Genomic DNA, 18,694 nt, shown 5'->3' with positions numbered 1-18,694 from the left:
GAAACCGGCGGGGGCGGAACGGGCGGGGGTTACAGGGCGATGGCGCCGGTCGCGATCAGCGCGAGCGCGGCGAGGGCGCCCGCGGCGCAGAGGGCGAACAGCACCCACTCCCACGGCGCGAACACGCGGGCGCCGGCGCGGCGCCGCGCGAGGGCGAACAGGGCGGTGCCCGGCACGAGGATGAGCATCGCGAGCAGCACGTACTCCCCGCCCGCCGCATACAGGAGGAAGGCCGTGTACCCCGTGGCGAGCACCGCGACGACGAGCGCGGCGGCCGCGGCGACAGACCCGCGTCCCGGCATCCGCCGATCAGCCCATGCGACCCGCACGCCGTACCCCGCCGTCAGTACGTACGGAACGAGCACCAGCGCGCTCGTGAGGTTCAGTGCGACGTCGAACGCGTTCGACGAGAACACCACGACCAGAAGCAGTGCCTGCACGAGCAGCGTCGACATCGTGAGCGCCCCGACGGGCACGTCGCGCCCGTTCGTGCGGGCGAACACCGGCGGCAGGTCACCGTCTCGCGCAGCGATGAGCAGCACCTCGGCGGCCATCAGTGTCCACGAGATGTACGCGCCGAGCACCGCGGCGATGAGAGCGACACCCACGAACGCCGCGCCCCACGGCCCGACGACGGCCGCGAGCACGCCGCCGACCGACGGCTGCGCGAGCGTCGCGATGTCGTCCCGCGGCAGGACGCCGAACGACACGATCGTGACGGACGCGAAGACGGCCAGCACGCTCAGGTAGCCGAGCACCGTCGCCCGCCCGATGTCGCGTCGGCGCCGCGCATGCCGCGAGTAGGCACTCGCGCCCTCCACGCCGATGAACGCGAAGACCGTCAGCAGCAGCGTGCCGCGCACCTGGTCGAAAAGCGGTGTGGATGCCTCGCCGGCGAGGTTCGCCGCGAAGACGGCCGGGTCGAAGGCGACCAGGCACAGCACGACGAAGACGGCGATCGGCAGCACCTTCGCGATGCTCACGACGCGATTGACCGCCGCGGCCTCGCGGGCCCCGCGGCGGACGAGGGCGTAGAAGATCCACAGGCCGACCGACGACAGCGCGACGGCGAGCACCGTGTCGCCCTCGCCGAGCCCCGGCAGCACCATGCCGATCGTCGACATGATGAGGATCCAGTAGAGGACGTTCCCCGCGCACGCGCTCGCCCAGTATCCGAACGCGGAGAGGAAGCCCGCGTATCGCCCGAACCCGGCGCGCGCGTACGCGTAGACGCCGGCGTCGAGATCGGGGCGCCGCAGCGCGAGGCGGTGGAACACCAGCGCGAGCAGGAACATGCCGGTCCCCGCCACGAGCCACGCGACGAGCGACCCGATGACGCCCGTCTCGCGGGCGAACGTCCCGGGCAGCGAGAACACGCCCGCACCGACCATCGACCCGACGACGAAGCTCGACAGGGTGAGCATCGACACGCTCGTGCGGGGCGCGGGCGCGTCCCCGGTAGGCGGTACGGTGTCGTCGGTCATGCGGCGACTGTAGATCAGACTCGAGGCGCGCGTCAGACGGCCGGCGTCGCGCGACGTCCGCGCATCAGATGACGCCCTGGGCGAGCATCGCGTGCGCGACCCGTTCGAAGCCGGCGATGTTCGCGCCCGCGACGTAGTCACCCGGGCGGTCGTACCGCTCGGCGGCGTCTCGCGCGGACGCATGGATGTCGGCGATGATCGCGCGGAGCTTGCGCTCGCTTTCGTCGAAGCTCCAGCGCTGGCGAGACGCGTTCTGGCTCATCTCGAACGCCGAGGCCGCGACACCGCCCGCGTTCGCGGCCTTACCCGGGCCGAAGAGCACATCGGACGCCTGGAACGCCGCGACCGCGGCGGGCGTCGAGGGCATGTTCGCCCCTTCGGCGACCGCACGCACGCCGTTGCCGATGAGCGCGCGCGCATCGGCCTCGTCGAGCTCGTTCTGGGTCGCCGCGGGAATCGCGACGTCGACCGCGACCTCCCACGGGCGCCCGCCCTCCACGAACCGCGCCGACGGGCGACGCGCCGCGTACTCCGCGATTCGCGCGCGCTCGACCTCCTTGATCTGGCGCAGGAGAGCGACGTCGATCCCGTCGTCGTCGACGACGTAGCCGGACGAGTCCGAGGCGGTGACGGGCAGCGCGCCGAGCTCGTGCGCCTTGGCGATGGCGTAGATCGCGACGTTGCCCGACCCGGAGACGCCCACGCGAAGGCCCTCGAGCGACGTGCCGCGCGCGGAGAGCATCTCCTCGGCGAAGAACACCACGCCGTAGCCGGTCGCCTCGGTGCGCACCTCGGCACCGCCCCACTGCACGCCCTTGCCAGTGAACGTGCCCGACTCGTGGCGGTTCGTGATCTTGCGGTACTGACCGAACAGGTAGCCGATCTCGCGGACGCCGACGCCGATGTCCCCGGCGGGCACGTCGGTGTGCTCGCCGAGGTGGCGGTACAGCTCGCTCACGAACGACTGGCAGAAGCGCATGACCTCGGCATCCGACTTTCCGTGCGGGTCGAAGTCGCTGCCGCCCTTGGCGCCGCCGATGCCCTGACCGGTGAGCGCGTTCTTGAAGATCTGCTCGAACCCCAGGAACTTGATGATCGAGAGGTTCACGCTGGGGTGGAAGCGCAGGCCGCCCTTGTAGGGGCCGAGGACGGAAGAGAACTGGATGCGGTAGCCGCGGTCGACCTGTACGCGCCCGGCATCGTCGACCCACGGCACCCGGAACATGATCTGCCGCTCGGGCTCGACCAGGCGCGGCACGATGCCGGCGCCGGTGAACTCGGGGTGCCGGTCGAGCACCGGCGCGATCGAGTGCAGCACCTCGTGCACGGCCTGATGGAACTCCGGCTCGTGCGGATTGCGCGCGGTGACGGTCTCGAAGACAGGGGCGACGGAGGCGGGCAGGTCGGTGAGGGCGTCGGTCACGGTGGCGCTTTCCGGCCGCGGACGGTTGGGGAGGGAGGTCGGGGAGACGGTGCGCGCGGCCTGTCTCACCCTAGCAGCGGTTCCCGCCGCCCTCGACGAGTGTGACATCGCGCCTCTACGCTGGCGGTGGAGGCCCATCATGCAGTTCGAGCACCTCGGGGCGCGGCCCCGCATCCACCCGGGTGCCGTCGTCGCCCCGACCGCCGTCATCTCCGGAGATGTGACGATCGGGGAGGGATGCCAGGTGCTGCACGGCGCCGTCCTCACTGCCGAGGGGTCGCCGATCGTCATCGGTGAGAACGTCATCGTGATGGAGAACGCGCTCATCCGGGCGAGCGCCGTGCACCCCGTGCACATCGGCGATCACGTGCTGGTCGGCCCGATGGCATCCGTCTCCGGCGCCACGATCGGCGACGAGGTGTACCTCGCGAGCGGCAGCCGCATCGTCAACGGCGCGCGCGTGGGGGAGGGCTCGCTCGTGCGCGTGGGCGCGGTCGTGCACGTGAAGACGACCCTGCCGCCGCGTACCGTGGTGCCCCTCGGCTGGGTCGCGATCGGCGATCCCATGCGGCTGCTGCCCGCGGCGGACGCCGAGGAGATCTCCGCCGCGCGCGAGGAGCTCGACTTCCCCGGATACGTGTTCGGCCTCGACCGCTCCGCACCCGACTACATGACCCAGCTCACCGAGCGGTACGGCGCCGCGCTCGCGCGGCACGCCGCCGACCGCCGCGTCGACTGACGCGGCCCGGGCGTCCGCGGGCGGAGCGCCGTCGAGCCGGGATCACCCGGTGTTCTGGAGCCCCGCCGAGACGCCGGAGACCGACAGCAGCAGCAGCCGCTGCCACCCGGGCAGCTCCGCCTCGGACACCTCCCCGGTGCGGAGCGTGCGGAGCGCGCGCAACTGCAAGAGGGAGAGCGCGTCGACGTACGGGCTGCGCATCTTCACGGCGCGCTGGAGCACGGGCTTGTTCGCGAGCAGGTCGTCGCCGCCGGCGATCTCGACCACCCATCGCCGGGTGAGGGCCATCTCGTCGGCGGCGAGGTCGGCGAGGTCGGCGCGGTCGCCGAGGTCGAGGTAGCGGCGCGCGATGCGCTGATCGGCCTTCGCGAGGCTCATCCCGACGTTGTCGATCACGGTGCGGAAAAGGGGCCACTCGTCGTAGGCGCGGCGCAGCAGCTCGACGTCGCCGACCGCGTCGAGCGCGGTCCCGAGGCCGAACCAGCCGGCGAGGTTGATGCGAGCCTGCGACCACGCGAACACCCACGGGATCGCCCGCAGGTCTTCGAGCGACTCGACCGACAGGCCGCGCCGAGCGGGCCGCGAGCCGAGGGCGAGCATCCCGATCTCCTCCATCGGCGTCACTGTCGCGAACCACGGCGCGAAGCCGTCGGCCTTCACGAGCGAGAAGAACCGCTCGCGAGAGGCGCGGTCCATCGTCGCCGCGACGTCGGCGTACCGGTCCGCGGCCTCGCGGTTGTGCTGCTCGATCGAGGGCGCCGAGGCCAGCAGCACGGCCGCCGCGACCTGGTCGATGTGACGCATCGCGATGTTCGGGTCGCCGTAGCGCGCGAAGATCACCTCGCCCTGCTCGGTCAGCTTGAACCGCCCGTCGACCGAGTGCGGCGGTTGCGCGAGGATCGCCGAGTTCGCGGGGCCGCCGCCGCGACCGAGGGCGCCGCCGCGACCGTGGAAGAGGGTGAGCTGGATGCCTTCGTCCTGCGCCCATGCGGCGATGAGGGCCTGCGCCTCGTAGAGCGCCAGATTGGCCGCGACAGGACCGACGTCCTTCGACGAGTCGGAGTAGCCCAGCATGACCTCGAGGCGGCGGCCCGTGGCATCCAGCCGTTTCGCGAATTCGGGATGCTGAATGATCTCGGCCATGATCTCCGGCGCGGCCTGCAGGTCGGCGAAGGTCTCGAAGAGCGGGATCACATCGAGCACCGGGGGAGTGCCGCCGGGGCCCGCGGCGAAGCGGGCGAGCTCGTGCACGGTGGCGAGGTCGTGCGCCGACTGGGTGAACGAGACGATGTACCGGCCCGCCGCGCCGGGGCCGTAGCGGTGCTGGATCTGGGCGATGGTGCGGAACACGTCGAGCACCTCTTCGGCCTGCGTGCTGAGAGCCGCCCCCTCGTCGCGCGCGGCGACGCACTCGGCGAGCACCTTCGCGTGCACGGCCGAGTGCTGGCGCACCTCGAGCTCGGCGAGGTGGAACCCGAAGGTCTCGACCTGCCAGATGAGCTGCTGCAGGTGGCCGTAGGCCTGCCGGGGTGCGCCGGCCGCCACGAGCGAATCCTGCACGATGCGGAGGTCGGCCAGCAGGTGCGCGGGGTCGCGGTAGGCGAGGTCGGCGTCGCGGCGGCGGGTCGCGGTGATGCGCCGGGTGATGAGCAGCATGACGCGCTTGTGCGGCTCGACTTTGGCGCGCTTGGCGGCGTCTGCGGCACCGTCCTCATCGGCCGAGGACAGGCGCTGCAGGAGCGCGTCGAGCTCGGCGGCGGGCGGAGTCGTCTCGGCCGAGAGCGTGAGGGTCTTCGTGATGCGGTTCGCGGAGTTCTCGAGGCCGAGCAGGATGTGCTCCGACGCGATGCCGGCGGCCTTCTTCGTGATCGACGCGGTGACGAACGGGTTGCCGTCGCGGTCGCCGCCGACCCAGGTGCCCAGGCGCACGAAGGGGCGGACGATCGGCGCGCGGCCGCCCGCGGCGGGGCCCTGCAGGGCGTCGTCGACCCGCCGGTAGACGTGCGGCACGGCGGTGTAGAGGGTCTCGTCGAAGACAGCCATGATGGCGCGCACCTCGTCGACGGGCGTCGGCTTCTCGGCGCGCAGCGGCGCGGTGCGCCAGAGGGTGTCGATCTCTTCGAGCATGCGGCGCTGGGCGCGCCGCTCGTCGGCACCGCCGCGCAGCGACGCATCGTACTCTCCGAGCAGGGTGACCAGGCGACGGATGCTGGTGGACACGGCACGGCGCCGCGCCTCGGTCGGGTGCGCAGTGAAGACGGGGTGGAAGCGCAGGGCCTGCAGACGCTGCAGCGCGGTGTCGTCGCCGACCTCGGCGGCCAGGCGCACGAAGGCGGCGGCGACCGAGTCGGCGGCATCCTCCTTCTCGGGCCGGCCGTCGCGCTCGCGCAGCACCCGCACCCGCTGGTGCTCTTCGGCGAGATTCACGAGGTGGAAGTAGACCGTGAAGGCGCGGGCGACCTCGTCGGCGCGCTCGATCGAGAACGAGTCCGCGATCGCCGCGGCCCGCTCGAAGGCCTCGGGCGACTCGTCGGTGTAGGCGGCGATGGTCGCGAGGCGCAGACGTTCGACGTCGTCGTAGAGGCCGGGCGAGCCGCTTTCGCGCAGCACCCGCCCGAGGAGCGCCCCGAGCATGCGCACGTCGGCGCGCATCTTCTCGGGCAGCTCCTGCTCGGCTTCGCCACGGCCGACGAGGTCGATGGCTTCGGTGCGAGTGAGTTCGTGCATCCCCCCACGCTAATGGCCCGGTGTTTCCGTCGTGTCACGCGGTAGGATCGGCGGAGGTGTGCCGGGAAGTCTGGTCGGCGGCGGGATCCCCGTCTCGTCCGACACGACCCGTGAGGATTCCATGCCCCTGCTGCACTCCGCCGCCCTGCTCCGCTCCCGCGAGCTGCTCCGCTCCGCCCGCGTTCCCGCGATCATGCTGCTCGCGGCTGCGGCCCTCGGCCTCATCGCGGCCAACAGCCCCGCCGGGCCGGCGCTCGACGCGTTCCTGCACACGGAGATCGCGATCCCCGGGGTATTCGAGCTGAGCGTCGAGCATGTCATCAAGGACGGTCTGCTCGCCGTCTTCTTCTTCGTCGTCGCGGTCGAGCTGCAGTTCGAACTCACCGCGGGCGATCTGAACTCCGCGCGGAAGGCGATCCAGCCGGCGATCGCGGCCGCGGGCGGCGTGCTCGTACCGATCGCGATCTATCTGGCGCTCGCCTGGGGCACGCCGAGTGCCGGGGGATGGCCCGTGCCAACGGCGACCGACATCGCGTTCGCGCTCGGCGTGCTCGCGGTGTTCGGCAAGGGGCTGCCCTCGGCGCTCCGCGTCTTCCTGCTGGCGCTGGCGATCCTCGACGACATCGCCGGGATCGTCTTCATCGCGGTGCTGTTCACGACCGGGGTCAATGTCGGCATGCTCGCCGCGGCGGGCGTCTGGGTGGTGGTCTTCGGCATCCTGAGCCGGCAGCTCGACTCGCGGCACCGCACGGCGATCGCGGGCGTCATGGTCATCGTCGCCCTGCTCACCTGGGGATTCGTCTACGTGTCGGGAGTGCACGCGACCATCGCGGGCGTCGCCCTCGGGCTCGCGATGTCGCAGCACCCGGCGCTCCGCGTGCGGCACGCGCTCGAGCCGTGGGTGAACGGGCTCATCCTGCCGCTGTTCGCGTTCACGGCGGCGCTCGTGGTGATCCCGGCGGTGACCCCGGCGCAGCTGCAGCCGGCGTTCTGGGGCGTGGCGATCGCGCTGCCGGTGGGCAAGGTCCTCGGCATCTCGGCGTTCGGCTGGTTCTCGCAGCGGGTCGGTCGCGGCCGGGCTGCCGAACCGCCCCTGCCGTTCGCTGATCTGCTCGCCGCCGGCGCTCTCGGCGGCATCGGATTCACGGTCTCGCTGCTGCTGTCGGACCTCGCCTTCGCCGGTGACGCGCTGCTGCGCGACGAGGCGGTGCTGGGCGTGCTGACCGGGTCGCTCATCTCGATCGCGCTCGCCGCCGTCCTGGTCTCGGCGCGGGCGCGGCACTATCGTCGGATGGTGCGAAGCGAGGACGTATGACGACGTCGGATGCCCCGGAGCCCGGCCGTTCCGGCGGCGCCGGGCCGACCGGCGCCGCCGGCGCTGGCCCCGCCGCGTCGTCCGGGGGAGACCCACTGCGGGAGGCGGCGGAGACGATGCGCGCGGTGCGCGAGCGGTGTGTCTGGTCGCAGCAGATCACGCACGACGACCTCGTGCCGTACCTCGTCGAGGAGTCGGCCGAGCTCATCGACGCCGTCGAGCAGGGTTCGCGCGCCGACCTCCGCGAGGAGCTCGGCGATCTGCTCTGGCAGGTGCTGTTCCATGCCGCGGTCGCCGCGGAGGACCCCGACGACCCGTTCACGATCGATGACGTGGCATCCGGCCTGGTCGAGAAGATGGTGCGGCGACACCCGCACGTCTTCGCCGGCGCCGTGGCGCGGACGCCCGAGGAAGTGCTCGTGCACTGGCACGCCGCCAAAGCCGCGGAGAAGCGCGAGCGCCGCTCGGTGCTCGACGGCGTCTCGCCGCACATGCCCTCGCTCGCGCTGGCCCAGAAGCTCCTCGGCCGCGCCGCGCAGGTCGGCGTCGGGGCGCCCGCGCCGGAGGTCGCGCCCGCCGCGGCGGTCACGCGTCCCCCGGAGTCGGAGGCGGAGCTGGGCGCGTCGCTGCTCGGGCTCGTCGCGCTCGCGCGCGAGCGCGGGTGGGACGCCGATCGCGCCCTCCGCGGCACGATCCGCGCCCTCGAAGCGGACGTGCGCGCCGCCGAAGGCGACGTGCGGGCCGCCGAAGGCGCGTAACAGGGGGTCCGCGCCGCCCGGTCCCACCACCCGCGCGTTCACAACGTCGGAGTTTCGGGCCGCGAACGCCCCGACGGGCCCGATTCCCGCCACGGCGCGCAGATTCTCCGACGTTGTGAACACGGCGCCCCCGAGACCGCCGCCGGACACCTCTCCCGTCGCCCCACATCGGCGCCGATCCCGACCTGGAATACTGGATCGGTGCCCTCCGTGAACCCGCCGCGCGGCATGCGCGACCTCCTCCCCGCCGACAAGGCCCGTCGCGAGCGCGTGCTCGCCACGATCCGCGAGCGCTACCGCGCGCACGGTTTCGACGAGATCGAGACCCCCGTCATGGAGGATTACGTGCGACTGCACGCCGGGATCGGCGGCGACAACGAGAAGCTCTCCTTCAGTGTGCTCAAGCGCGGGCTGGATGCCGAGGCCATCGCCGCGGCGGCCGATGACCCCGCCCGGCTCGCCGACCTCGGGCTGCGCTACGACCTGACGGTGCCGCTCGCGCGCTTCTACGCGTCGCATCGGGCCGAGCTGCCGACGGTGTTCCGTTCGATCCAGATCGCACCGGTCTGGCGGGCGGAGCGCCCGCAGAAGGGGCGCTACCGGCAGTTCGTGCAGTGCGACATCGACATCATCGGCGACCCGTCGGCGCGTGCCGAGGCGGAGCTGCTCGCCGCGACGCTCGACGCCGTCGACGCGCTCGGCCTCGAGGGAGCGGTGGTGCGCATCAACGACCGGCGCCTCCTCGACTGGATGCTCGGGCATTTCGGCTTCAGCGCCGACGAGCGCCCGGGCGTGCTGATCACGATCGACAAGCTCGACAAGATCGGCGTTGACGGTGTCGTCGCCGAGCTCCGCGAGCGCGGCGTGACGCCCACCGCTGTCGACGCGTTCGACGCCTTCCTGCACCGTCCGCAGACCCTCGAACTCCGCGCCTTCGGCGAGGGCTCGATCCGCAAGGCGCTGCCCGAGGACGCCCCCGATGATGTCGTCGCCGACCTCGTCGCGCTCGGCGACGCCGTCGGCCGCGCCCGAGGCATCCCTGCGCCGTACTTCACGCTGCCCGTGCAGTTCGACCCGTTCCTCGTGCGCGGCATGGGGTATTACACCGGCACGATCTTCGAGCTCGCGCACCCGAGCGTCGACTACTCGCTCGGCGGCGGTGGGCGCTACGACGGCATGATCGGGCGGTTCCTCGGCCAGGACGTGCCCGCGGTCGGCTTCTCGATCGGTTTCGAGCGGATCGTCGACCTGCTGGATGCCGAGGCGGATGCCGCGGCCGAGGCGATCGTCCTCGTGCACGACCGCGACCTGCCGCCCGCCGACCTCGTGAGCCTGAAAGCGGCGCTCGTCGCGCAGGGGACGCGGGTGCGACTCGAGCAGCGGACGAAGAACCTCAAGGCGCTGCTCGAACGCGCCGCCGCCGACGGATACACCTCCTTCGCGACGGTCACGGCAGGTCAGACCGCCGCAGACCTCGAGGTCAAGCCGCTCAGCTGAACCGCGCCCTGAACGGCGCCCTCGTGCCCGTGCCCGTGCCGGAGCATCGCGCGCGAGAACCTCGTGCGCGCCGCGCCCGCGTGGGGCAGAATGCGGCCATGACTCTGCACGTGCACACCACCCTCGCCGCGCACGGCCCCGCGACGGCGATCGAACTCACCGATGAGCAGGTCGAGGAGCTGGGCGGGGGAAGCGCGCCGCCGTGCGCGTGCGGATCGGCGACCGCGAGGCACGACTGCGTCTGGGTGTCATGGGCGGAAGGAACCTCGTGGGGCTCTCCAAAGCGGCGCGCACCGAACTCGGCGTCGAGATCGGTGACACCGTCGACGCGACGATCGATCTCGACGGCGATGATCGCGTCACCGAGGTGCCCGCCGACCTGGCAGCAGCCCCTCGACGCCGCAGATGTTCGCGATGCCTTCGATGCGCTCGCGCCGTCCCGCCGCAAGGAGATCGTGCGCGGGGTCGTCGAGGCGAAGAAGTCGGAGACGCGCGAGCGCCGCATCCAGGCCGCCGTCGACGGTCTCACCTGACCGCCGACGGCGTCGAGGGCCCCTGCCGGCAGCCCAGTGACCCGGGCTACGCGCCCGCGCTCGTGACGCGCTTCTTCTCGCGGACGTAGACCTCGCGCCGCACCCGCGCGACGACCTCGCCTCCGGCATCCGTGATCTCGGTCTCGAACCACTCGAGCACCTTGGCTCCGCCGCGGGCGCGCGCGCGGATCGACTCGGCCGCCTCGCGCGGCACGTGGAAGTGCGCGGTCAGCACTCCGCGCCCCGGCGTGAGGAACTCGATCTCGCCGCGCGTGTCCCAGACTACGTAGTCGCGGCCGAGCTGATGCATCACGAGCATGAAGAAGTACGGATCGGTCATCGCCGACATCGAGCCGCCGAACGCGGTCCCGACGTAGTTGCGGGTGATGGCGTTGACGTGCAGTTCGACCGTCGCCTCGGTCCAGTCCGCGGAGAATCGCCGGACGCGGATGCCGCTGAACAGGTTCGGCGTCCACAGGCTCATGCCCAGGGCCAGTCGTCGGGGAGTCATGCGCATTCGGCCAGTGTGGCGGTGCTCACGAACACTCGCACATCGGTTGTACGTCTCCACAATTGTTCTAGTTTATATAGAATAGAAGCATGCTCCTGCGCATCGATCCGCAGTCTGCGACCCCGTTGTTCACGCAGCTGGCGGATGCCGTCCGCGTGGAGCTGGTGGCAGGGCGCGTGCAGCCCGGCGATCGACTGCCGTCCGCGCGCGAGCTCGCGACAGGCCTGGGCATGAACCTGCACACCGTTCTCCGCGCCTATCAGCAGCTGCGCGACGAGGGGCTCGTGCAGCTGCACCGCGGACGCGGCGCGGTCGTCGCCCCTGCCGCCGCACGCCTCGGCGAACTGCAGGCCGACGTCTCCGCCCTCGCCCGCCGGGCGCGCGACCTCGGACTCACCTCCGACGCCCTCGCCGCACTCACCCGCCATGCCGCCGACACGTCCGAGGAGGACGACTCATGACCGCCCGCACACCGAACGCCGTCCGCAGGTTCACGATCGTGGCCGTCGTGATCCCGATCGTCCTGGTGGTGCTGGCCGTCGTCGTCCAGCTCATCGCGCTGCCATCCCTGCCGGACCCCATCGCGGTGCACTGGGGCTTCGACGGTCAGCCGGGCGGGTTCGCGCCGGCGTGGGCGAGCATCCTGCTCACCGCCGTCGTGGGACTGGGCGTTCCGTTGCTGATCGCCGTCTCCGGTCTCAGTGGGCTGCGCCGCGGCGACCGCGGCGCGACATATCGACTTCTCGGCGCGACGGCCTCGGCGATGGCCGCGCTGATGGCCGTGCTGAGCACCGGCACCGTCCTCGGGCAGGTCGGGCTGGGCTCGGCGCAGGACGCGCCCTCCATCGCCCTCCCGGTGCTGGTCGCGCTCGCCGCGGCGATCGTCGCCGGCGTGGCCGGCTGGATGCTGCAGCCCCATCAGCCGTACCGGCCGACGCTCGTCGCCGGGAAGGATGACGACGCCGCGACCGGCGCGGCACTCCTGGAAGCGCTCCGCGTCCGCGCCCTGGCTCGCTGACGCGCCTCGCCGAGCCGCCACGCCACGGCCGAGCCGCCGCGCCCCGGACAGTCCACGGCGTAGCGGCTCGCATGGGGCGTAGCGGCTCGCGGGTCGGGTCGGTTGACGCGGTGAGGAGGGGCGGGGTTGGGTGGGGGGATGAGGGAAGTGACCCCCGAGGGGGCGCGGGCGGTGGATCGGTATCTCGTCGAGACGCTGATCGGGGCGGATGCGGCGCTGGATGTCGCGGTCGCGGACCAGCGCGCGGCAGGACTGCCCGACATCGAGGTCGCGCCCACGGGCGGCAAGCTGCTGCACCTGCTCGCCCGTGCGATCGGGGCGCGGCGGGTGCTCGAGATCGGCACCCTCGGCGGCTACTCGACCATCTGGCTCGCCCGCGCCCTGCCGACCGGCGGCCGCGTCGTCACGATCGAGGCCGAGCCGCGCAACGCCGACATCGCCCGCGCGAGCATCGACCGCGCCGGCATCGGCGACAGGGTCGAGATCCGCGTCGGCCGCGCCGCGGACGTCCTGCCCGACCTCGCCGGCGACGAGCCGTTCGACTTCGTCTTCATCGACGCCGACAAGGAGTCGAACACCGTCTACCTCGACTGGGCGGCGCGGCTCGGGCGCCCGGGCGCACTCGTCATCGTGGACAACGTCGTGCGTTCCGGACGCGTCACCGACCCCGCCGATGACAGCGCGCAGGTCGCGGGCATCCGTGCCGGACTCGCGATGCTCGCCGACGATCCGCGGTTCGAGGCGACGGCCCTGCAGACCCTGGATGCCAAGGGCTGGGACGGCATCGCCCTCGCTGTCCTCGTGTGACGTTAGATCCGGGGGAGGGGCCTGTGGCCGCGGCATCCAGGTCACTATGCTCGAAGACGGACCGACGACGCTCCGAGATTCATCCTCCACAAGCAAGGAGTCCCCTGTGGCACTGATCGAGGCTGTAGGCGCACGCGAGATCCTGGATTCGCGTGGCAACCCGACCGTCGAAGTGGAGGTGCTCCTCGACGACGGCATCGTCCAGCGGGCGGCCGTCCCCTCCGGCGCATCCACCGGCGCGTTCGAAGCGTACGAGCTGCGCGACGGCGACAAGAGCCGGTACGGCGGCAAGGGCGTGCTGAAGGCCGTGGCCGCCGTCATCGACGAGCTCGGCCCGGCGATCGAGGGCGTGGATGCCAGTGAGCAGCGCGTCATCGATGAAATCCTCATCGCCACCGACGGCACCGAGAACAAGTCGCGCACCGGCGCGAACGCCATCCTCGGCGTCTCGCTCGCGGTCGCGAAGGCGGCCGCCGACGCGGCCGACCTGCCCCTGTTCCGCTACGTCGGCGGGCCGAACGCGCACGTGCTTCCCGTGCCGCTGTTCAACGTGATCAACGGCGGCGAGCACGCCGACAACGGCATCGACTTCCAGGAGTTCTTCCTCGCGCCCTACGGTGCCGAGACGTTCTCCGAGGCGCTGCGCTGGGGCACCGAGATCTACCACGTGCTCAAGAGCGAGCTGAAGGCCGCCGGCTACGCGACGGGCCTCGGCGACGAGGGCGGGTTCGCGCCCGACCTGCCGAGCAACCGCGCCGGACTCGAGTTCCTCATCGACGCGATCTCGAAGGCCGGCTTCACCCCCGGCAAGGACGTCGGTGTCGGTCTCGACGTCGCGGCGAGCGAGTTCTACAACGACGGCGTCTACCACATGGACGGCAAGGATTGGACGCCCGACCAGCTCATCGACTACTACGCCGACCTCGTCGACTCGTTCCCCGTCGTGACGATCGAAGACGCGCTCGACGAAGAGGACTGGGAAAACTGGCAGAAGCTCACCGAGCGCCTCGGCAGCAAGGTGCAGCTCGTCGGCGACGACCTGTTCGTGACCAACCCGAAGCGCCTCGCGAAGGGCATCGACCTCGGCGTCGCGAACTCGCTGCTCGTCAAGGTCAACCAGATCGGCACGCTGTCCGAGACCCTCGACGCCGTCGACCTCGCGCACCGCTCGGGCTACACGACGATGTTCTCGCACCGTTCGGGCGAGACCGAGGACACCACGATCGCCGACCTCGTCGTCGCGGTGAACTCGGGCCAGATCAAGAGCGGCGCGCCCGCTCGGTCGGAGCGCGTCGCGAAGTACAATCAGCTTCTGCGCATCGAAGAAGAACTGGGCGATGCGGCGACCTTCGCCGGTCGCGCCGCCTTCCGCCGCTACAAGGGCTGATGCGCCGCTGAGACGCTGAGACGAGAGGGGGAGCCGTGAGAAGACCTGCGGCTCCCCCTTCTCGTACCCCGAACTCGCAGATCACGGATGCCTCGCGCGAGCGCCGCGCCGTCGACGTGCGCGAGTGGGCCGGAGGCATCCGGTTCTCGGCCTTCACGGCGATCATGCTGGGCCTCGTCGTGCTCGCGGTGTTCGTGCTCGTGCCGACCGTGGGCACCTACCTGTCGCAGCAGCAGCAGATCACGGCACTGGAGCATTCGGTGCAGCTGACGACCGACGAGGTCGCCGCTCTCGAGCAGCAGAAGCAGCGCTGGGCCGACCCCGCCTACGTCACCTCGCAGGCCCGTGCGCGGCTGTACTACATGCTGCCCGGCGAGGTCGTCTACCTCGTCGACGACGACCTGCCGCCCGCCTCCATCCCGCTCGACCAGCAGCCCGTCAGCGACGACGTGCAGGAGACCCGGTCGGACTGGATGGCGCAGCTCGTGCGCTCGGTGACCGCAGCCGGGCTCACCCAGACCGCGGTCGCGCCGGACGGCACCGGCGGCACCGCACCCTGACCCCGCGCCCGATCAGCGGTTCGTCAGGCCGTCCCGCTACCCTGGACGGATGCCCCACCCCACGCTCAGCCCCGCGACCGACGCCGATCTCGAGGTCATGCGCGCGCAGCTCGGCCGCCCGATGCGCGGCGTCGTGGGGGTCACCGCGCGGTGCGTGTGCGGCAATCCGACGGTCGTCGCCACGGAGCCGCGCCTGCCCGACGGCACGCCCTTCCCGACCTTCTACTATCTGACCCACCCCGGCGCCACCGCCGCCATGTCGGCGCTCGAGGCGGGACAGGTCATGCGCGAGTTCAGCGACCTGCTCGACGAGGATGCTGAGGTCGCGAGCGCCTACCGCGCCGCGCACGAGGCGTACCTGTCCGACCGAGAGGTCTACGGCGACGTGACCGAGATCGAGGGCATCTCCGCCGGCGGCATGCCGACGCGGGTGAAGTGCCTGCACGCCCTCGCCGGGCACGCCCTCGCGGCCGGCCCGGGCGTCAACCCGATCGGCGACCTCGCGCTCGCGCGCGGTGACTGGTCGCCGTTGCGCTGCACGTGTGCGGAGCCTCGGGAGACCCAGTGAACGCCCGGCGAGCGGGGCGGGTCGCGGTCAGCGCCGCGGCGATCGCGATGACGGTCGTGCTCGGCGGTGCGAGCATCGCCCCGGCCGTCGACGAGGCGCCGCCGGGTGCGACCGCACCCGTTGCGGCGCCGGTCCCGTCACCCGGGGTCCCGTCTCCCAGAGTGTCGTCGCCGGGGGTGGGCGCCGGCGCGGAAGACCCTGCGCGTGCCGCGGAGTACTGGCTCGACGAGTACGGCATCCGCACCGCGTGGCAGACGACGCGCGGCAAGGGATCGACGATCGCGATCATCGACACGGGCATCGGGCGCTCCCCGGTCGAGTTCGCCGGGGCCGTCGCCGGCGGCGCCGACTTCTCCGGCGTCGGCGCGTCCGACGGGCGCATGCCGGTCGGCGCGGTCGACGCGAACCACGGCAGCTGGGTCGCCTCGCTCGCGGCGTCCCGGGGCACGGGCGCCGGAACCGGCATGATCGGCGTGGCGCCCGAGGCGCAGCTGCTGTCGATCTCGATCGGCTTCGGAGAGTCGTCGTCGGTGCCGCTCGTGCAGCAGGTGGCCGACGCGATGCGGTGGGCGGTCGACCACGACGCCGACATCATCAACCTGTCGTTCACCACCAACACGCTCTCCTGGGATCCGCTGTGGGACGACGCCTTCCAGTACGCGTTCGACCACGATGTCGTGGTCATCGTCGCGGCGGGCAACAAGGGGAGCGGCACCGACGAGGTCGGAGCGCCGGCGACGATCCCGGGCGTGCTCACCGTGGGCGGAGTCAACCGTGCCGGCGCGGCGAGCGAAGAGGCATCCACGCAGGGCATCACCATCGGGATCTCGGCTCCCAGCGAGGAGCTGCTGGGTGTGTCGGCCGACGGTCAGCTGGTCGTCTGGAACGGCACGAGCGGTGCGGCGCCGATCGTCGCGGGGATCGCCGCGCTCGTGCGTTCCGCGCACCCCGAGCTCGACGCCGACAACGTCATCAACCGCATCATCCGCACGGCGAAGCCCGCGGCGGGTGCGACGCGGACGCCCGATCCGAGTTACGGCTACGGACTGGTGGATGCCGCAGCGGCGGTGACGGCAAACGTGGCATCCGTGTCGTCGAGTCCGCTCGGCATGACCCTCACGGAATGGGTGCGCCTGTACCGCCGCGCCGACGTCGCCCCGGCGCCGCAGCCGACGGCGACGGCGAGCGTGCCCGACCTGCCCGCGGCCGATCGCGTCGACGTGCGTTCGCCGCTGCTGCCGAACGCCGACAGCCTGCGCTACGGCACCGTGCCGCTCATGGCCGGGACCCTGGCGGCTATACTGGTGGCGCTCGGTGTCACTGCTGCTGCCCGGCGCATCAGATCGGAGCGCGCACCTCGTACTCCGAGTCGCCCATCCAAGGAGTACTTCCACCTGTGACTCACACAGCGTCCAGCACTGCCGATCGCACGGTCGGCGCCACGGCTCCCAAGATCCTCGTCGTCGGCGGTGGCTACGCCGGTTTCTACACCGCATGGAAGCTCGAGAAGCACCTGCGCAAGGGCGAGGCAGAGGTCACGATCGTCGACCCGCTGCCCTACATGACGTATCAGCCGTTCCTTCCCGAGGTCGCCGCCGGTGAGATCGAGGCGCGCCACGCGGTCGTGGGGTTGCGTCGCCACCTGAAGAAGACGCGCGTGATCACGGCGAAGGTCACGGGCATCGACCACGCCCACCGCACCGCGACCATCACGCCGCAGGTCGGCGAGCCGTGGCAGGAGAGCTACGACCAGATCGTCGTGACCGCCGGTGCCGTCTCGCGCACGTTCCCGATCCCCGGCATCGCCGACAACGCCATCGGGCTGAAGACGATCGAAGAGGCCGTCGCGATCCGCGACCGCATCCTGTCGAACTTCGACCGTGCGGCGAACCTGCCCGCCGGTCCCGAGCGCGACCGACTGCTGACCGTCGTGGTCGTCGGTGGCGGCTTCGCCGGCATCGAGGTGTTCGCCGAGATGCGCGCCCTGGCATCCTCGCTGCTGAAGGACTACCCGGAGCTGCGCTTCGAGGACACGCACTTCCACCTGATCGAGGCGATGAGCCGGATCATGCCCGAGGTGTCGCTGAAGACGAGCGAGTGGGTGCTGAAGGACCTCGCCAAGCGGGGCGCGAACGTGCACCTCGACACGCAGGTGACCGGCGCCATCGACGGCAACGTCGAGCTCTCGACCGGCGAGGTCATCCCGACCGACCTGATCGTGTGGACCGCCGGCGTCATGGCGAACCCGACCGTCGTGCGCGGGGGAGACCTGCCCGTCGAGGAGCGCGGCCGCATCCGCACCCGCGCCGACCTGCGGGTCGGTTCCGAAGAAGAGGCCGTGGCGGATGCCTGGGCCGCGGGCGACGTCGCCGCCGTTCCCGACCTCACCGGTAAGGGCGTCGGCGGGTACTGCGTGCCGAACGCGCAGCACGCCGTCCGCCAGGCGAAGCTGCTCGCGAAGAACATCGTCGCCGACCTGCGGGGCGAGCTGCCGCACCAGTACATCCACCACAACCTGGGCGCCGTCGCGGGTCTGGGGCTGTACAACGGTGTGTTCCAGTCGGGCAAGATCGCGCTCAAGGGCTTTATCGCCTGGTGCGCGCACCGCGGCTACCACGGCCTGGCGATGCCGTCGTGGGAGCGCAAGTGGCGCGTGATCGGCGACTGGTGGCACAACTTCTGGCTGCACCGCGACAACGTGTCGCTGGAGGCCGTGCAGAACCCTCGCCACGTCTTCCAGGAGTTCGCGGCGCGCCCGCGTCCGGCCGCGCCCGAGGCGGCGCCTGCCGCGCCGGTTGCCGCGGCGCCGGCTGCTGCGTCGCCGGCGATCGACCCGAAGTCGGTCGTGGGCGAGAACGCTCCCGTCGCCGGCGAGAAGGCGGATGACGCCGCTCCCGTCGAGACCGAGACCCCCGCGAAGAAGGCTCCGGCGAAGAAGGTGCCTGCGAAGAAGGCTCCGGCCAAGGCGAAGTCGCAGGCCTGACCGACCCGCCATCCTCGTGCGTTCGATGAGCCCCCGTCCTGTCGCAGGATGGGGGCTCATCGCATCGGCGCACTAGCCTGGACGCGGGCCCCCGTAGCCCAATGGCAGAGGCAGGCGACTTAAAATCGCTTCAGTCTGGGTTCGAGTCCCAGCGGGGGCACGTCCGTTCCGTTGGGTGGAACAGTCCCGCCGCGGACCGGGTAGATCGGCGCTTATCGTGCACCCACGACGGTCTTCCTCCTCGTAGCGAAAGGACACCGCGTCGATCGGCTCGAGCGTCACTTCCTCGACTTCTTGAAGAATACGGGCGGCCCGAGGGGTTGGTACCTCGACCCGCAGTGAGTGCTCCCCGCGCGGGGGCATCCATGTCGGTGGCGCAGAGCA

General features: G+C 71.6%; 17 protein-coding genes, 1 tRNA gene and 1 pseudogene. 15 read left to right on the top strand and 4 right to left on the bottom strand.

From position 1 onward, the window contains the following. Positions 1 to 29 precede the first annotated feature (29 nt). Together FHX68_RS05150 and gdhA are read right to left on the bottom strand one after the other, a co-directional pair. The gene (locus FHX68_RS05150; RefSeq protein ID WP_141379584.1) at positions 30 to 1,484 is read right to left on the bottom strand and encodes a basic amino acid/polyamine antiporter; all 1,455 of its coding nucleotides are present in this window, start codon (positions 1,482 to 1,484) and stop codon (positions 30 to 32) included. Between the two features lie 64 nt (positions 1,485 to 1,548). After that, positions 1,549 to 2,907, bottom strand: a complete 1,359-nt coding sequence (gdhA, locus tag FHX68_RS05145; RefSeq protein ID WP_229661469.1) for an NADP-specific glutamate dehydrogenase — start codon at positions 2,905 to 2,907, stop codon at positions 1,549 to 1,551. 139 nt (positions 2,908 to 3,046) lie between these two features. On the opposite strand from gdhA, the gene FHX68_RS05140 reads away from it, so the two are divergent. Continuing rightward, complete coding sequence (locus tag FHX68_RS05140; protein WP_141379588.1) at positions 3,047 to 3,646, top strand: gamma carbonic anhydrase family protein; 600 nt, start codon at positions 3,047 to 3,049, stop codon at positions 3,644 to 3,646. A 42-nt stretch (positions 3,647 to 3,688) separates the two neighbouring features. On the opposite strand, the gene FHX68_RS05135 is transcribed toward FHX68_RS05140, so the two are convergent. Next, on the bottom strand, positions 3,689 to 6,373 hold the full coding sequence (locus tag FHX68_RS05135; RefSeq protein WP_141379590.1) for a phosphoenolpyruvate carboxylase: 2,685 nt from the start codon (positions 6,371 to 6,373) through the stop codon (positions 3,689 to 3,691). Positions 6,374 to 6,494: 121 nt separating this feature from the next. Here FHX68_RS05135 and nhaA point away from each other — a divergent pair, with 121 nt between their 5' ends. The 5 genes and pseudogenes from nhaA (at position 6,495) to FHX68_RS15750 (ending at position 10,476) form a co-directional block, all read left to right on the top strand. Then, positions 6,495 to 7,688 carry a Na+/H+ antiporter NhaA gene (gene nhaA / locus FHX68_RS05130; RefSeq protein ID WP_141379641.1) on the top strand — a complete coding sequence of 398 codons (1,194 nt, stop codon included), beginning with the start codon at positions 6,495 to 6,497 and terminating at the stop codon, positions 7,686 to 7,688. Positions 7,689 to 7,804: 116 nt separating this feature from the next. Beyond that, positions 7,805 to 8,446 carry a nucleoside triphosphate pyrophosphohydrolase gene (locus tag FHX68_RS05125; protein ID WP_229661473.1) on the top strand — a complete coding sequence of 214 codons (642 nt, stop codon included), beginning with the start codon at positions 7,805 to 7,807 and terminating at the stop codon, positions 8,444 to 8,446. A gap of 228 nt (positions 8,447 to 8,674) precedes the next feature. Beyond that, positions 8,675 to 9,943, top strand: coding sequence for a histidine--tRNA ligase (hisS, locus tag FHX68_RS05120; protein WP_218026393.1), 1,269 nt, complete (start codon positions 8,675 to 8,677; stop codon positions 9,941 to 9,943). Positions 9,944 to 10,145: 202 nt separating this feature from the next. Then, positions 10,146 to 10,220 (top strand): annotated as a pseudogene (locus FHX68_RS15755) (YdeI/OmpD-associated family protein); the annotation flags it as partial. 73 nt (positions 10,221 to 10,293) lie between these two features. After that, complete coding sequence (locus FHX68_RS15750; protein WP_229661472.1) at positions 10,294 to 10,476, top strand: YdeI/OmpD-associated family protein; 183 nt, start codon at positions 10,294 to 10,296, stop codon at positions 10,474 to 10,476. Positions 10,477 to 10,522: 46 nt separating this feature from the next. Here FHX68_RS15750 and FHX68_RS05110 read toward each other — a convergent pair whose 3' ends face one another. After that, positions 10,523 to 10,960, bottom strand: coding sequence for a DUF4442 domain-containing protein (locus tag FHX68_RS05110; RefSeq protein ID WP_425325856.1), 438 nt, complete (start codon positions 10,958 to 10,960; stop codon positions 10,523 to 10,525). A 116-nt stretch (positions 10,961 to 11,076) separates the two neighbouring features. Between FHX68_RS05110 and FHX68_RS05105 the strand changes: the two genes are divergently transcribed. From FHX68_RS05105 to FHX68_RS05065, 9 genes are all read left to right on the top strand, one after another. Then, entirely contained in the window at positions 11,077 to 11,448 is a 372-nt protein-coding gene (locus tag FHX68_RS05105) for a GntR family transcriptional regulator (protein ID WP_141379598.1), read from the top strand. Continuing rightward, positions 11,445 to 12,005 (top strand): DUF1648 domain-containing protein, encoded by a 561-nt coding sequence (locus FHX68_RS05100; protein ID WP_141379600.1) that lies wholly within the window; start codon positions 11,445 to 11,447, stop codon positions 12,003 to 12,005. The genes FHX68_RS05105 and FHX68_RS05100 overlap by 4 nt, the downstream gene beginning before the upstream one ends. Before the next feature lie 138 nt (positions 12,006 to 12,143). Then, positions 12,144 to 12,812 (top strand): O-methyltransferase, encoded by a 669-nt coding sequence (locus tag FHX68_RS05095; RefSeq protein WP_141379602.1) that lies wholly within the window; start codon positions 12,144 to 12,146, stop codon positions 12,810 to 12,812. Positions 12,813 to 12,918: 106 nt separating this feature from the next. After that, the gene (gene eno / locus FHX68_RS05090; protein WP_141379604.1) at positions 12,919 to 14,199 is read left to right on the top strand and encodes a phosphopyruvate hydratase; all 1,281 of its coding nucleotides are present in this window, start codon (positions 12,919 to 12,921) and stop codon (positions 14,197 to 14,199) included. Between the two features lie 35 nt (positions 14,200 to 14,234). Then, complete coding sequence (locus FHX68_RS05085; RefSeq protein ID WP_229661468.1) at positions 14,235 to 14,759, top strand: FtsB family cell division protein; 525 nt, start codon at positions 14,235 to 14,237, stop codon at positions 14,757 to 14,759. Between the two features lie 49 nt (positions 14,760 to 14,808). Then, positions 14,809 to 15,327, top strand: coding sequence for a DUF501 domain-containing protein (locus tag FHX68_RS05080; RefSeq protein ID WP_229661467.1), 519 nt, complete (start codon positions 14,809 to 14,811; stop codon positions 15,325 to 15,327). Continuing rightward, positions 15,324 to 16,727 (top strand): S8 family peptidase, encoded by a 1,404-nt coding sequence (locus FHX68_RS05075; RefSeq protein ID WP_229661466.1) that lies wholly within the window; start codon positions 15,324 to 15,326, stop codon positions 16,725 to 16,727. The genes FHX68_RS05080 and FHX68_RS05075 overlap by 4 nt, the downstream gene beginning before the upstream one ends. Further along, a complete protein-coding gene (locus FHX68_RS05070) occupies positions 16,724 to 18,310 on the top strand; it encodes an NAD(P)/FAD-dependent oxidoreductase (protein WP_141379606.1) in 1,587 nt (528 codons plus the stop codon). The genes FHX68_RS05075 and FHX68_RS05070 overlap by 4 nt, the downstream gene beginning before the upstream one ends. A gap of 87 nt (positions 18,311 to 18,397) precedes the next feature. Continuing rightward, a tRNA-Leu gene (locus tag FHX68_RS05065) sits at positions 18,398 to 18,470 on the top strand. Positions 18,471 to 18,694 lie beyond the last annotated feature (224 nt).

It is taken from the genome of Microbacterium lacticum, from assembly GCF_006716815.1.
Lineage (GTDB): Bacteria > Actinomycetota > Actinomycetes > Actinomycetales > Microbacteriaceae > Microbacterium > Microbacterium lacticum.
Note: the sequence above shows the minus strand (reverse complement) of the source record. Positions and strands in the feature narration are given on the sequence as shown.